This window comes from Methylobacterium sp. 275MFSha3.1 (assembly GCF_900108435.1).
Lineage (GTDB): Bacteria > Pseudomonadota > Alphaproteobacteria > Rhizobiales > Beijerinckiaceae > Methylobacterium.
In genome coordinates this window covers 13903-27621 of sequence record NZ_FNWP01000040.1, presented here as the reverse complement: position 1 = coordinate 27621, position 13719 = coordinate 13903, and the positions used below count along the sequence as shown (strand labels likewise).

15 protein-coding genes are annotated in these 13719 nt (G+C 72.0%); 6 read left to right on the top strand and 9 right to left on the bottom strand.

The annotated features are described in order from the left end of the window. Positions 1 to 254: 254 nt before the first annotated feature. On the bottom strand, positions 255 to 776 hold the full coding sequence (locus BLW78_RS28660) for a DUF2244 domain-containing protein (protein WP_091683563.1): 522 nt from the start codon (positions 774 to 776) through the stop codon (positions 255 to 257). A 263-nt stretch (positions 777 to 1039) separates the two neighbouring features. Between BLW78_RS28660 and nth the strand changes: the two genes are divergently transcribed. Further along, a complete protein-coding gene (gene nth, locus BLW78_RS28655) occupies positions 1040 to 1696 on the top strand; it encodes an endonuclease III (RefSeq protein WP_170855273.1) in 657 nt (218 codons plus the stop codon). A gap of 241 nt (positions 1697 to 1937) precedes the next feature. Further along, entirely contained in the window at positions 1938 to 2732 is a 795-nt protein-coding gene (purC, locus tag BLW78_RS28650) for a phosphoribosylaminoimidazolesuccinocarboxamide synthase (protein ID WP_010684691.1), read from the top strand. Between the two features lie 6 nt (positions 2733 to 2738). Here purC and BLW78_RS28645 read toward each other — a convergent pair whose 3' ends face one another. From BLW78_RS28645 to BLW78_RS28630, 4 genes are read right to left on the bottom strand one after another with little or no spacing between them, the layout of a single operon-like run. Beyond that, the gene (locus BLW78_RS28645; RefSeq protein ID WP_091683561.1) at positions 2739 to 4373 is read right to left on the bottom strand and encodes a glycosyltransferase; all 1635 of its coding nucleotides are present in this window, start codon (positions 4371 to 4373) and stop codon (positions 2739 to 2741) included. Beyond that, positions 4370 to 6493: a glycosyltransferase family 2 protein gene (locus tag BLW78_RS28640; protein ID WP_244527098.1), complete on the bottom strand. Its 2124-nt coding sequence runs from the start codon at positions 6491 to 6493 to the stop codon at positions 4370 to 4372. Before BLW78_RS28640 ends, BLW78_RS28645 begins: the two co-directional genes overlap by 4 nt. Further along, a complete protein-coding gene (locus tag BLW78_RS28635) occupies positions 6405 to 7082 on the bottom strand; it encodes a hypothetical protein (RefSeq protein ID WP_244527097.1) in 678 nt (225 codons plus the stop codon). Before BLW78_RS28635 ends, BLW78_RS28640 begins: the two co-directional genes overlap by 89 nt. Positions 7083 to 7105: 23 nt before the next feature. Then, on the bottom strand, positions 7106 to 7594 hold the full coding sequence (locus BLW78_RS28630; RefSeq protein WP_210383334.1) for an invasion associated locus B family protein: 489 nt from the start codon (positions 7592 to 7594) through the stop codon (positions 7106 to 7108). A gap of 231 nt (positions 7595 to 7825) precedes the next feature. Here BLW78_RS28630 and BLW78_RS28625 point away from each other — a divergent pair, with 231 nt between their 5' ends. Next, positions 7826 to 8200, top strand: coding sequence for a hypothetical protein (locus tag BLW78_RS28625; protein WP_020092489.1), 375 nt, complete (start codon positions 7826 to 7828; stop codon positions 8198 to 8200). A gap of 29 nt (positions 8201 to 8229) precedes the next feature. Here BLW78_RS28625 and BLW78_RS28620 read toward each other — a convergent pair whose 3' ends face one another. From BLW78_RS28620 to BLW78_RS28610, 3 genes are all read right to left on the bottom strand, one after another. Beyond that, positions 8230 to 8964 carry a M48 family metallopeptidase gene (locus BLW78_RS28620; RefSeq protein ID WP_042669677.1) on the bottom strand — a complete coding sequence of 245 codons (735 nt, stop codon included), beginning with the start codon at positions 8962 to 8964 and terminating at the stop codon, positions 8230 to 8232. 66 nt (positions 8965 to 9030) lie between these two features. Further along, the gene (locus tag BLW78_RS28615; protein ID WP_042669679.1) at positions 9031 to 9582 is read right to left on the bottom strand and encodes an A24 family peptidase; all 552 of its coding nucleotides are present in this window, start codon (positions 9580 to 9582) and stop codon (positions 9031 to 9033) included. Between the two features lie 207 nt (positions 9583 to 9789). After that, positions 9790 to 9954, bottom strand: a complete 165-nt coding sequence (locus tag BLW78_RS28610) for a Flp family type IVb pilin (protein ID WP_012320434.1) — start codon at positions 9952 to 9954, stop codon at positions 9790 to 9792. A 298-nt stretch (positions 9955 to 10252) separates the two neighbouring features. Here BLW78_RS28610 and BLW78_RS28605 point away from each other — a divergent pair, with 298 nt between their 5' ends. Then, complete coding sequence (locus BLW78_RS28605; RefSeq protein ID WP_020092492.1) at positions 10253 to 10747, top strand: pilus assembly protein N-terminal domain-containing protein; 495 nt, start codon at positions 10253 to 10255, stop codon at positions 10745 to 10747. A gap of 113 nt (positions 10748 to 10860) precedes the next feature. Beyond that, the gene (locus BLW78_RS28600) at positions 10861 to 11508 is read left to right on the top strand and encodes an RraA family protein (RefSeq protein ID WP_020092493.1); all 648 of its coding nucleotides are present in this window, start codon (positions 10861 to 10863) and stop codon (positions 11506 to 11508) included. On the opposite strand, the gene BLW78_RS28595 is transcribed toward BLW78_RS28600, so the two are convergent. Continuing rightward, positions 11484 to 12398: a LysR family transcriptional regulator gene (locus BLW78_RS28595; RefSeq protein WP_091683557.1), complete on the bottom strand. Its 915-nt coding sequence runs from the start codon at positions 12396 to 12398 to the stop codon at positions 11484 to 11486. The two genes, BLW78_RS28600 and BLW78_RS28595, sit on opposite strands and share 25 nt — an antisense overlap. 119 nt (positions 12399 to 12517) lie before the next feature. Here BLW78_RS28595 and BLW78_RS28590 point away from each other — a divergent pair, with 119 nt between their 5' ends. Next, positions 12518 to 13681, top strand: a complete 1164-nt coding sequence (locus tag BLW78_RS28590) for a mandelate racemase/muconate lactonizing enzyme family protein (protein WP_091683555.1) — start codon at positions 12518 to 12520, stop codon at positions 13679 to 13681. Positions 13682 to 13719: the final 38 nt, after the last annotated feature.

The following is a 13719-nucleotide window of genomic DNA, read 5'->3' as shown; positions in this document are numbered from 1 at the left end:
GTCGCCCGAGGCTCATCAGAGGCAAACAGAAGACCGCCCGGCAATCCCGCCGGCCAATCCCGCCGCTTGTCAGAAGATGGCTCAGCGCCCGGTCCACTTCCGCGGCCGGCGCCGATGAGCCGGGGTATAGAGCCCTCGAATTTGCCCGTCAACAGCCCTGTTCCATCTCCGGGCTGTTTTTTCGCACGGCCCGGGCGATCGCTGCCGCGCCGCCTCCCTGCCCTCTCAGGAGGCCAGAGAGGTCCGAGGTCAGGTCAGTATCCCTTCTTCACCTGCGCGAGCGCCGCGCTGAGCCCATGGGCTATCCGCGCCCGCTCGTCCGGCCCGGCGTCGCGCGCGACCAGCGCCTGCTGCCGGCGCGAGACCAGGGTCAGGCGCTGGAGGCCGTACTCGTCGTCCTCGACCGTCTCGAGCTTGGTCCAGAGCGGATTGAACCGCCACTCCCGCCGCTCACCGCGGTGGCTGACCCGGGCGAGCAGGATCTCGATCTGCGAGATCATCACCTCCTCGAAGGAGCGCCCGCGCCGGAAGCTCACCTTCAGCGCCGCGTAGATCGCCAGCATGTCGAGGCCGAAGAAGCCGGCCACGGGCCAGAAGCCCATGCGCCACGCCCAGACCGACACGGCGACCGAGACCGCGCAGCACCCGGTCATGACCACCCGGAAGCCGCGACGGCTCAACGACTGGTGCGGCCGGATCGTCGCGGTGAAGACGGGCCGGTCGATCGTGTCCGGATCGAGCCCGTACGGGTGGACGGAAGGATTGCCGCTCGCCATGCGATCCATATAACGCGCCGATGCCCGCCAGAAAGACTCCCCCGCCCGTGACGGATCGCGCCGGTCGCGGCGCCGCGGGACCGCATGAGACCGCGTCCGAGACGGTATCCGGGACAGCCCCGACGCGGCGGGGCAAGGGCGGCTCCGGGAGCAAGCCCGAGGGGGCGTCCAAGAAGGCGTCCGGGCGGGCGTCCAAGGGAGCATCCGAGAGCGCCGTCTCCGCGCGGCTCGGGGGTCCGATCGGGCCGGCCGTCACCGCGCAGGTGGACACGGCTCCCGAGGCCGTCGACGCGGCGACCCTCGCGGAGATCTTCCGCCGCTTCCAGGCGGCGGAGCCGGAGCCCAAGGGTGAGCTCCACTACGTCAATCCGTTCACGCTCCTCGTCGCGGTGGTGCTGTCGGCCCAGGCGACCGACCGCGGCGTCAACCTCGCCACCGGCCCGCTCTTCGCGATTGCCGACACGCCCGAGAAGATGCTGGCGCTCGGCGAGGACCGGGTCCGCGACTTCGTGCGCACGATCGGGCTGTTCAACACCAAGGCGAAGAACGTCGTCGCCCTCTCGCGCATCCTCGTGGAAACGCACGGCGGCGCGGTCCCGGCGAGCCTGGAGGCCCTGCAGGTCCTGCCCGGGGTCGGTGCCAAGACCGCGAGCGTGGTGCTCAACATCGCCTTCGGGGTTCCGCGGATCGCCGTCGACACCCACATTTTCAGGGTCTCGAACCGGATCCCGCTCTTCGTCGGCGCGACGACCGACAAGGTCCAGGCCGGGCTCGAGGCGATCGTGCCGGATGCCTACCGACTCCACGCCCATCACTGGCTGATTCTCCACGGACGCTACACCTGCAAGGCGCGCAAGCCCGAATGCCCGCGCTGCCTCATCGCCGACCTCTGCCGCTACCCGTCCAAGACGATCGATTGACGACCGCACGACGGCCGCGAGACGCGCGCGCGACGGGTCGCGGAGGTCGTCCCGGGCACGTCCCGACCGGCCTCCGCAATCCCGCCCTGCGGGCTAACGCGTTGTGCTGGAAGCCCGCTTCCGCTAGTTTGGCGGCCGGTCGCCGGGGCCCTCGGGCAGAGGCCGTCCGGCGGCCCGACCTCGCGTCCGGTCGCCGCGCCGCGGATTCCTCCCCATCGTCGCGCATCAGGAGCCTCGGCCCATGGACTTCCTCAAACCACGGTACACGCCTATGAATCGCCGCCGTCGCATCTACGAGGGCAAGGCGAAGGTCCTCTACGAGGGGCCGGAGCCCGGCACGCTCATCCAGCACTTCAAGGACGACGCGACGGCCTTCAACGCGAAGAAGCACGAGGTCATCGACGGCAAGGGTGTGCTGAACAACCGGATCTCGGAGTTCGTCTTCCAGCACCTCAACGACATCGGCGTGCCGACGCACTTCATCCGCCGGTTGAACATGCGCGAGCAGCTGATCCGCGAAGTCGAGATCATCCCCCTCGAGGTCGTGGTGCGCAACGTCGCGGCCGGGTCGCTGGCGACGCGCCTCGGCCTGGAGGAAGGCACGCAGCTGCCGCGCTCGATCATCGAGTTCTACTACAAGAACGACGCGCTGAACGATCCGATGGTCTCCGAGGAGCACATCACCGCCTTCGGCTGGGCGACGCCCCAGGAGATCGACGACATCATGGCGCTGGCGATCCGCGTCAACGATTTCCTGTCGGGCCTCTTCCTCGGCGTCGGCATCCGGCTGGTCGATTTCAAGATGGAGACCGGCCGTCTCTGGGAAGGCGACATGATGCGCATCGTCGTCGCCGACGAGATCTCCCCGGATTCCTGCCGGCTCTGGGACATCAAGTCCTCCGACAAGCTCGACAAGGACCGGTTCCGCAAGGATCTCGGCGGCCTGATCGAGGCCTATACCGAGGTCGCCAAGCGGCTCGGCATCATGTCGGAGAACGAGAAGGTCCAGGGCGGCGGCCCGCGCCTCGTGCAGTAGGCCCGGTCAGGCGCCCGGCCGGCGCAGGGGCGCCGGTCCGGCCTCGGGAAACCCCGCGCGCAGCCGCGCGTGGGTCGAGAGTTCCGGGTCGAAGCCCGGGTGATAATGGGGGTCCTGCACCAGCAGCGACCCCCATCGCGTTCTCAGCGCCGCGATCTCGCGCGCGTGGCGGGCCCGGGCCTCTCGGGTCCAGCGGCGGCTCGCCGCCTCGCGGTGATGGAGGACCGCCCCGGGGACCAGGAGCGTGCGGTAGCCGGCCGCGTTCAGGCGCAGGCAGAGATCGACGTCGTTGAAGTCGACCGCGAAGACCGCCTCGTCGAAGCCGCCGACCGCGCGGAACTTCGCCGCCTCGACGGCCAGGCACGCGGCGGTCACCGCCGACACCGTGTGGGTGACGCGCAGGGCCCCGAGGTAGCCGGGGGCATCGCCGGGAAAGTGCCGGTGCCCGTGGGTGACGAGGCCTCCGGTGCCGAGCACGATGCCGCCGTGCTGGATCCGGCCCTCGCCGTCGAGGAGCTTGGCACCGACCGCCCCCACGTCGGGACGGAGGGCCTCCCGGGCCATGCGGGACAGCCAGTCGGGCCGGAAGGCCTCGACGTCGTTGTTGACGAAGACCAGCAGCCTGCCGCGGGCGCGGGCCGCGGCGGCGTTGTTCATCGCGGCGAAGTTGAACGGCCCGGGCCAGGGCACGACGTGCCCCCTCCCCTCCCCCTCCAGCGCCCGCAGGTAGGCCAGCGTCTCGGGCTCGCGACTGTCGTTGTCGCAGACGATGATCTCGGTCGACGGCCAGTCGGTGCAGCCTCGCAGGCTCTCGAGGCAGGGGCGCAGGAGATCCAGGCGATCGCGGGTCGGCACGATGAGGCTCGCCAGGGGCCGCTCGTCCGGCAGGGGATGCTCGACCTGCACGAGACCGTCGAGCCCGACGGCCACGCCAACGCCCTCCCGCCCTGTCCGGTCGAGGTGATCGCGCACCAGCGCGTGGTGGGGGACGCGCCCGGTTTCGCCGCCCCGCGTCGCGGTCGAGGCGCCGCGCCGGACCGACAGGATCTCCGGCAGGTGGCCGATGGCGCCGGGACCGAAGCGCTCCGCGATGCGGAACGCGGCCTCGGCGGGACTGCCGGGATCGTCGCCGGGCTCGAGGGCGCCGCGTCGGCAGGCCAGCACGGGTCCGAGATAATCGAGGGCCGCGAGCCGGTCGGCGTCGAAGACCGGCGGCAGAAGCGGCAGCACCGCGCCGCCGGGTCTCTCCTGCACCAAGGCGTCGCCGTACAGCGCCTGCAGGTCGGGCTCGCGCGCGAACGCGGCGGCGATCCGGCCGGGCGCACCGGCGACGAGGACCCCGTCGCCGATCAGGCGGATCGCGTCTGCTGGACCGGCCGGCGCGGGGGGGAAGCGGTCGAGGATCCCGGGCGGCAGGGTGAGCCGATGGTCGATCCCGATCAGGGCGGCGAGCGCCTGCCGGGCGCGCAGGCGCTTACCCGTCACGCGCGCGCGCAGGATCGCGGCCGCCGCCCGGGGATGCGCGAGGAGTTGGCGCGTCGCGCCCACCAGCGCGCGCCAGGAGCGGCGCGACGGTCCGAGATAGGTCGCGGCATCGTGGCCCGACGCGCCGTCCGATGCGTCGTCCGACCGCGGCGTCATTCCAGATCCTCGCCGAACGTCGTGACCGACAGGGCGGGGTGGTAGAACGGATCGTGCCGGATCACGGCCCGCCAGCGCTCGGAGAAACGGGCGGCCTCCTGCTCGAAGCGGGCGCGCTTGGCCCCGACCGACGGACCTCGGCTGACGGATTCGAGATGGGCCAGCGTCGCGGCCGGCGTCCAGACCGTCTTCCAGCCGGCGGCGCCGAGGCGGAGGCAGAAATCGACGTCGTTGAAGTCGACCGGGAATGCCTCGGCGTCGAAGCCGCCCACCGCCAGATATTTCTCCCGCGCGACGGCGAGGCAGGCGGCCGTCACCGCCGAGACCTCGTGCGCCACCCGCAGCTGGCCGAGATGGCCCGGCGTATCACCGGGCCGGCGGCGCAGGATGTGGCCGGCCCGGCCGCCGAGGCCGACGACGACGCCGGCATGCTGCAGCGTGCCGTCGCCGTAGAGAAGCTTCGCCCCGACGGCGCCGACCTCCGGCCGGCACGCCTGCCGGACCATGGCCTCGAGCCAGCTCGGCTCCAGCACGGCGACGTCGTTGTTCAGCAGGACGACGATCGTCCCGGACGCCGCGGCGACGCCGGTGTTGACCATCGCGGCGAAGTTGAAGGGCTGCGGGTCCATGAGGATCCGGACGCGCGGATCGCCGCGCAGGGTCGCGTAGTGGTCGAGCACCGCTGGATCGGTGGAGCCGTTGTCGACGATGATCAGCTCGATCGCCGCGTAGGCTGTCTCGTGGAGCACCCCGCGGCAGACGCGGGTGATCAGGTCGAGGCGGTCGCGCGACGGGATGACGACGCTCACCAGCGGCACCGGATCCGGCAGGGGCCACGCGAGGCGAACGGCACCGTCGTGGATCCCGGCGCGGAACAGCGGCTGTCCGGACCGGTGCGCGTCCAGGGCCGCGGCCCGGGCCGACGGGTCGAGACCGTCTCCGGCGGTGCGGGCGAGGATCCGCGGGACATGCGCCACCCGCGCGGCGGTGCTCATCGCCGCGATCGCGATGGCCGGCGCGAGCGCGGCCATCGGGCCGACCGGGCGCGCCATGGCCGCGGCCAGCCACGCCCGCGACAGGAGCAGGGGAAACCCGGGATAGCCGGTCGCCAGGGCGAGGTCCGGGCTCCAGTCCGGCTTCAGTTGCGGGCGACCGTCGGGGCCGACCGCGTCGCCGTAGGCGATGTCCGCTCCCGACAGGGCCTGGGCCAGCAGCGCCAGGGCCTCCGGCTCCGGGACGTCGCCGGGGCGCAGCAGGCACAGGGCGTCCGCCTCGCCGGAAAGTTCGTCGAAGCCGGAAGCCCCATCCCAGGTTCGATGCGACAGCGGCCCGTCGACCGATGCGGGCGGCGTCCCCGCCCACGCGACCTGGATCGACTCGGGACGGTGCGTCTGCGCGTTCAGCGCGTCGCGCGTGGCCGACAGCGCCGCCGCGTCCTCGGCTCGCGCGAGAACGACGCAGCGGATCCGCAGGGCGGAGGGCGCGACGCGGGCGGGCCGGGTCCGGGCGGCGGCCCAGGCCGGGAACCGGGCCATCGGGGTCACCGCGCAGGCGCCGCGCAGGATGTCGCGGTAGCGCCGTTCCGAGCCGCGGGCGCGCTCGTAGAGGGCGGAGACGCAGCGCCAGGGCCGGCGCAGGAGGCACTGCGCGAGCACCTCGACCTCGCGCCGGGCGCCGACCCGCTCGAGGGCGAAGTCCGCACCGGCAGAGAGACGGATCTCCCGGGTATCGGAGGGGATCAGCCCGAGCCAGTGGGCGAGCCCCTGCGCGGCTCCCGGCAGGAGGAAGTCCTGGACCGTCTCGTCAGGCCCTCGCAGGACGCGGAGGATCGGGCGCCGGGGCGCATTCGTCGGATCGCCGGCATAGCTCAGCACGATCCAGCCGGCGGAATGGTCCGGGAGCACGAGGCGGCGATCGAAGACGGGATCGTCCGTGGATTCCAGCCGGAACCGGGTCTTCCGGCCGAGCCAGAGCCTGTCGCGGCCGGTCCGGGCAATCAGCGGGGTCGGATCGCCGAGACGCGCCGCGGCATCACTGGGCAGCGTCGCCTCCGCCGGGTGGCGCCGCGGCGACAGCCGGTTTGCGGCGGCGCGGCTTCGCGGCGGGCTTGCCGCCCGCACCCTTGCCGGTCCCGACACCCACCGCGATGTCGTAATCGGCTGTCATGGCGGCCGGAACCTGCAGCTCGTCGGCCACGACCGTGGCGAAGCCCTGCGCCTCTCCGGGCCCGACGATCACGCTGGCCCGCTCGGTGCGGCTCGAGACGGTCTTGCCGTCGTGGCGGATCTGGAACGTCACCGGCACATCGAACCGGCCCGGCGCGCCCGCCGGCCCGAGCAGGACGTTGATCTCGGCGCCCACCTTGACGGTGATCGAGCCGTCCTGACGCCGCGTGCATTCGCGGGCGAGACGGCCGAGGGAGAACTGGGTGCGCACCGTGTCGCCCGCGAGCGCGCGCGAGGCGGCCCCGCCCTCGGCGACCTCGACCGTCGGGCAATAGGCCGGGTCGAGGGCTTCGGGCTGCGACGGCGGGACCGTCGTGCCGCCGTACTTGAACAGGTTGGAGAAGATGTTGCCCTCCTCGGCCCGGCCCGGGGCCGGGGCGGCGAGCGACGCGGCGAGCACAAAGCCGCCGAGCCGGAGAGCGACGGTCCGGCGCCGGGCCATGTCCGGGGACCGCGTGAGGCTCCTGTTCCGATGTCCGATCATCGCACGGCTCCCGAACCGCACCGTCATTTCAGGCTGTCGAACCCGGCCGCGAAGCCCTTCATCGACAGCGGGATGCCGACGCCTTCCTCGGGCGTCTGGAACACGATGAAGGTGGCCTGCGTGCCGTTCTTGAACTGGCGGATCAGCCCGTCATCCATCACGACCTCGGCCACGCACCCGGTGGTGAGGCAGCGGACGAAGCCGGCGCGGCCGATATCCGTCTGGTCGATCTTCAGGCCGAGTCCGGACGGCAGGAGAACGCCCAGCGGCGCCACCACCCGCAGCAGGTAACCGCGATTGTCGGCGGTCTTGAGGACGATAACCACGAGGGTCAGGTTGGGCCTGTCCTCGGCGGCGAGATACTGGACGAGGGCGCACTGCTCGGCCTTCGCGCCGGCCGGCGTCTCGCAGCGCAGCTGCCAATCGTCGAAGGTCTTGCGCACCATGCCCTGAGCCGCGGCCGGCCCGGCGGGCGCCAGTGCCGCCGCGACGAGGGCGAGGAGAACCGGCAGCGCGGCGCGCCGGAAACGAACGAGCCTCGCGTGAAGCGGCACCACCGATCCCTTCGGAACGCTCCGGCCGAGGACCGGCGGGAGCCGTACAATCGGGCGTGTTCCGACCATGGTCCGCCCCGCGCTGTCAAGCGATGCGGGCGCGGTGTTGCGCGTCGGCGCTACCCGTAACGGTTTCAGCGGCCTAGATTGTGTTCGAACACTCCTCCAGCGCCGGATTTTGACGCCGTGATGCGCCCGCTCACTCTCTCGGCCGCCTGCTTGGTGGCCACCCTCGCGCAGGCGGGAGCCCAGTCCCTGCCGGTCGGAGAGACCACCTACATCGAACGCTCGCTGAACCACTCGGACACGCTGGTGATCGAGCATCCGCCCGTGGCGGCGAACCCGTACGGCCGCCGCAACGGTCAGGCGGCCATCGCCGGCTACTGCAGGGACGGCGGCCTGGTCCGCCGCCGGGACGAGTTCGGCAACCCGGTGATCATCCGCCAGCGGGAGATCTGCGACAGCGTCGCGCCGCGCACCCTCAGCCCCGGGCAGGTCGATCCCCGCCCGAGCTGGCCGGCGGATGCCGTGGCGCGCCAGCGGGTGCTCCGCGTCAAGGGCTGAGGCGGGGCTGAGGCGGGGCTGAGGTCGGCTCAGCCGTAGCGATGCAGGCCGGTGCCGTGGCGCTTGAGCCACGCTTCGGCAGCGTCGGTGTTCGGGCAGAGCGCCTGCACCAGCGCCCAGAAGCGCGGAGAGTGGTTCATCTCGCGCAGATGCGCCATCTCGTGGGCGACCAGATAGTCGAGCACCATCGGCGGCGCGAGGATCAGGCGCCACGAGAAGTTCAGCTCGCCGCGGGCCGTGCAGGATCCCCAGCGACTGCGGGTATCGCGCAGCGTGACCCGGACCGGCCGCTGCCCGAGCCGCGCCGCGTAGCGCTCGATCGCTTCGGTCAGGTCGCGCTTGGCCTCGCGGGCCAGGAAGTCGCGGACCCGGCGCGCCACGTGGGCGGCGTCGCACGACACCGACAGCACCGCCTCCCCCTCGACGGACTCGATGCGGACGGGACCGCTCCGGGTGCCGCGCTGGCTGATCCGGTGGGGCTCACCGCGGAGCGGCAGGCTGGCTCCGAGCTCGAAGAGCACGCGGGTCGGCACGCGTGCCAGGCGCGCGGCGATCCACTCCGCGTGGCTCGCCGCGAAGCGCTGCGCCGTGTTGATGGCGGTGCGGCTCGGCAGGGTGATCACGGCCTCGCCGGTGGCGGCCGACACGCGGAGCGTGATGCGGCGCGCGGTCGGCCGCCGACGGAGGGCGATGCGGAGGCTGGCCCCCTCGTGCTGGACCTCAAGATGATCGGGATCGGGGCGACGCAGCAGCGCGAGGGGCATGCGCGACTTCTAGCTGGGCCGGGCCCGGGGCTCCAGATCCCGCGTCTCTGAATCGCCGCGGCGACCTCAGCTGGCGAGGGCCCGTGTCCAGACGTCGGTCTCGGGGAGGACGAGGAGCGCGGCGGCGGCCAGGGCGATCCCGTACGGGATCCCGGTCTTGGCGTCGTGCAGGTGCAGGGCGAACGGCATGCGCGCGATCCGGCCCGGCAGCGGATGCGTCCGCGCGAACAGGATCGCCAGGGTCAGGGCGCCGCCGAACACCGAGGCCACAAGGAGGTAGTCGCCGAGGCCGTCGAAGCCGAGCCACAGGGCCGTGGCAGCCGCGAGCTTCGCGTCGCCGCCGCCGATGACGCCGAAGGCGAACAGCGTGAACGTGACGAGCAGGACGACCGCACCGGCGGCGCAGTGGAAGCCGATCTCGGTCCAGCTCATCGAGCTCGTCAGGGCCAGCAGCGCGAACCCGGCCACGAGGGCGAGGGAGATCCGGTTCGGGATCAGCATGGTGAGCAGGTCGCTGGCGGCCGCGTAGGCCATCAGGAAGGGAAACAGGATCAGGAGACCGAAACCGGCCGGGCCCAGACCCGCCAGTCCCAGACTTGCCGTCGCTGAACCGACCATCTCGGCGCCCATCTCGTCGCAGCCTGTCGCGTCACACAATACGGTCCGCCCCGGCGGAGTGCCGGCCGGTCCGGACCTCGGATGTGCCGGGCGGCGAGCGCCGCCGCGAACAACGGCGATCCCGGCAGGCCGGGAACCCCCGCCTCTCTCCGGGTTGCGAGGAGAGGCGGGATGTCTCGAACCTGCCGCAGATCGGACGGGTCTCGATCAGTTCAGGTTGCCGGAGATCTGGCTGAACTTGCTGGTCAGGCTGGTGCCGACCGTCTTCAGGGCGGTGATGATGGCCACGGCGATGAGGGCCGCGATCATGCCGTACTCGATCGCGGTGGCGCCGGACTCGTCCGAAGCAAAACGCGTGAACAGGGTCTTCATAGAGGGTGATCCTTCGATCAACACAGAGCGAGATAAAACTTGCGCGATGCCCGATGAAGAATTTTCAGGTCTCGATCGGCGGCCTGCACAGACTGCCGATTACGCCTTGAAAATCGGTTAAATCGATCCCGCACCGACCTAAAAGGCTGTCTCGCTGCGAGTTTGGTGAAGGTTGGGTTTCACCGATACGGCACAGTGCCGCGACTTGGTCTTGCTTAGCGCTTCCTTCACGGGTTCCGCGCTAGCCTCGGGCCTCGGGTAGGCTCTCTTCGACCGCCCGCCGTCTTGAGGAACCCCGATGCGTCGCACCCTGTCGATCGCGGGCCGCGCCGGCCTCGTCGTCCTGCTGACGGGCGCCGCGGCCGCGGCCGGCCAGCCCGATCTGCTGCCCGTCGTGACCGTTCTCGTCGACAACGCCAAGGTGCTCCGCCTGCCGGAGAAGACGTCGACCGTCATCGTCGGGAACCCGATCATCGCCGAGGTGACGCCGCAGAAGAACGGCGTCCTCGTGCTCACCGGCAAGAGCTTCGGCTCCACCAACCTGATCGCCCTCGACAACGGCGGTGCCATGATCGCCGAGACGACCATCCGGGTCGAGGCGTCGCGGGACTCGACGATCACGGTGCAGCGCGGTCTCGACCGGGAATCCCTGTCGTGCACGCCGGGCTGCCAGCCGTCGGTGCAGCTCGGCGACTCGGCCAGCTACTTCGGTGCCACGAGCGGTCAGGCCGATGCCCGTCGCAAGCTCGCGACCGGCGGCGGCGCGGGCACAGTCCCGGCGGCCGATCACTGACCGGGCCGGGGTTCCATCGCGACATCGGCCGCGGCCTGGGGCAGGATCCCCCGGCCCTCGCCGATTCGCCGCGATGCCGCGGGGGCGCTGACGCCAGGGAGACGTCGAGGCCGATGTCCGCCATCACCCGCAATCCGCCGCCCCCCGCCGTCGACCCGGCCGTGCTGGCGGCCTTCCGCGATGTCTCGACGGCCACGATCAGCGACTGCCTGGCGCGGATGCCGGTCCTGGCCGGCCTGCGCCCGTTCCATCGCGGCGGGGCGCTCGTGGGAACGGCCTTCACGGTCCGCGTCCGGAGCGGCGACAACCTGGCCATCCATCAGGCTCTGGAAGAGGTCCGCCCCGGCGACGTGATCGTGGTCGACGGCGCCGGCGACACGAGCCGCGCGCTGGTGGGCGACATCATGAAGGCCATCGCCGAGAGCCGGGGCGTGGCCGGCTTCGTGATCGACGGCGCCGTGCGCGACACGGCGGCGTTCGCGGGCGCGGACTTTCCCTGCTACGCCCGCGACGCGACGCCGCGGGGGCCGTTCAAGACGGGCCCCGGCGCGATCAACGTGCCGGTCTGCGTCGGCGGCTGGACGGTGAGCCCGGGGGACGTGGTGGTCGGCGACGCCGACGGCGTCGTGTCGTTCCCGCCCGGCGACGCGGCCGCCCTGCTCGACGCCGTGCGGGCGCAGGCGGCCCGCGAGGCGGAGGTCCTGGAGCAGATCCGGGCCGGTCGCTACGACGGCCGCTACGCCCGGGTGGCGAAGGCCTGATCCGGCCGGGCGCCCTCGGTCGCCTGCAGGCGCCACCACAGGGCATCGGCCGCACCGCCTCGGCCCTCGCGCGTCCGAAACAGCCGGATCTCCACCGGAACGTCCAGCTCCTCCGGGCCTGCCCGCACGAGCTGTCCGCGGGCGATCGCCGCCTCCGCGAGCGTCACCGGGAGCCACGCGACACCGTCGCCCCCCTGGGCCATGGTCATCAGCGTCGCCGCGAGGTGCGACGTGAAGGCCGGCTCGTGGCCGGCCGCCGCCCCGCTCGCCGCCAGGATCCGGCCGAGCCCCGAGGCCTCGCCGTAGGCGAGGTAGCGGACCGCACCACTCAGGGGCCAGAGCGGCGCCCCTTCGGACGTCGGTGCGCAGAGCGGCACGAGGCTGTCCGCGCCGACGCGGACCGACTCGCAGCGGCCATCGTCCAGGGGCGTGGGGAGGTCCGCGCGGTGGTGGCACAGGAGGAGTTGCACCTCGCCGGCCAGCAAGATCGCCTCGCAGGCCGCCATGCTGTCCGAGATCAGGTTGAGGGCGCCCAGCGTCTCGAAGGGTGCGTGCCGGCGGATCCAGCCGGGAAAGAACGTGAACGACAGCGCGTGCGTGGCCGCGATCGCGAGGTTCGCATCCGCGCGCGCGCCCGCGGCCCGCGCCTCGCGGCACGCCCGGTCCAGGCCCCGCATCAACTCCTCGGCGTGCGGGCGGAAGCCCGTTCCGGCGGCGGTCAGGTGCGCCCCTTGCGCGCTCCGCAGGAACAGGGGCGTCCCGAGCCACGCCTCGAGCGCGCGGATCCGTCGGCTGAAGGCCGGCTGCGTCACGTGCCGGACCTCGGCGGCCCGCGAGAAGGTCCGGTGCTCGGCGAGCGCGAGGAAGTCCCGCACCCAGTCCAGATCCATAGCGCCTCTCCGACAGGACGGGGCCGATGCCGCCCGCGCATCGCGCGCTCCGGAAACGGCATTGGCTGACCGGGGGCCGCCGACGCTATGGCACCGGGACGTACCGGGGAGAGTGAGCCATGCGCATCGTCGACGTCCGCGAGGTCACCAAGCCGATCGCATCGCCGATCCGCAACGCCTACATCGACTTCTCGAAGATGACCACGAGCCTCGTCGCGGTGGTCACCGACGTGGTCCGCGACGGCCGGCGTGTCGTCGGCTACGGCTTCAACTCCAACGGCCGCTACGGCCAGGGCGGCCTGATCCGCGAGCGCTTCCGCGACCGGATCCTGGAGGCCGACCGGGACAGCCTCCTCGTCGATGCGGGCGACAACCTCGATCCGCACCGGGTCTGGGCCGCGATGATGCGCAACGAGAAGCCCGGTGGCCACGGCGAGCGCTCGGTGGCGGTGGGCACCCTCGACATGGCGATCTGGGACGCGGCGGCGAAGATCGCCGGGAAGCCACTGTTCCGGATGCTCGCCGAGCGGAAGGGCGTCGCCGCCGACCCGCGGGTCTTCGTCTACGCGGCCGGCGGCTACTACTATCCCGGCAAGGACGATTCCGCCCTCCGCGCCGAGATGCGCGGCTATCTCGATCGCGGCTACACCGTCGTGAAGATGAAGATCGGCGGCGCACCGCTCGAAGAGGACCGGCGCCGGATCGAGGCCGTGCTCGCCGAGATCGACGGACGGGGCCGGCTCGCGGTGGACGCCAACGGCCGCTTCGATCTCGAGACCGCCATCGCGTACGCCCGGATGCTGCGGCAGTACCCGCTGTTCTGGTACGAGGAGGCGGGCGACCCGCTCGACTACGGGCTCCAAGCGGCGCTCGCGCCCTACTATCCCGGGCCGATGGCCACCGGCGAGAACCTGTTCTCGCACCAGGACGCGCGCAATCTCCTGCGCTACGGCAACATGCGGCCCGACCGCGACTGGCTGCAGTTCGACTGCGCGCTGTCGTACGGGCTCGTGGAGTACCTGCGCACCCTCGACGTGCTGGCCGAGTTCGGCTGGTCGCCCGCCCGCTGCATCCCGCATGGCGGGCACCAGATGTCGCTCAACATCGCGGCCGGGCTGGGCCTCGGCGGCAACGAGAGCTACCCGGACCTGTTCCAGCCCTACGGCGGCTTCCCCGACGGGGTGCGGGTCGAGGACGGTCACATCACCATGCCGGACCTGCCGGGCATCGGCTTCGAGGGCAAGTCGGACCTCATCGCGGAGATGCGCGCCCTCGCGGCGTAGCGCATCGCTCAGCGCGGCCTTGCGGAGCGCGGCGCCGC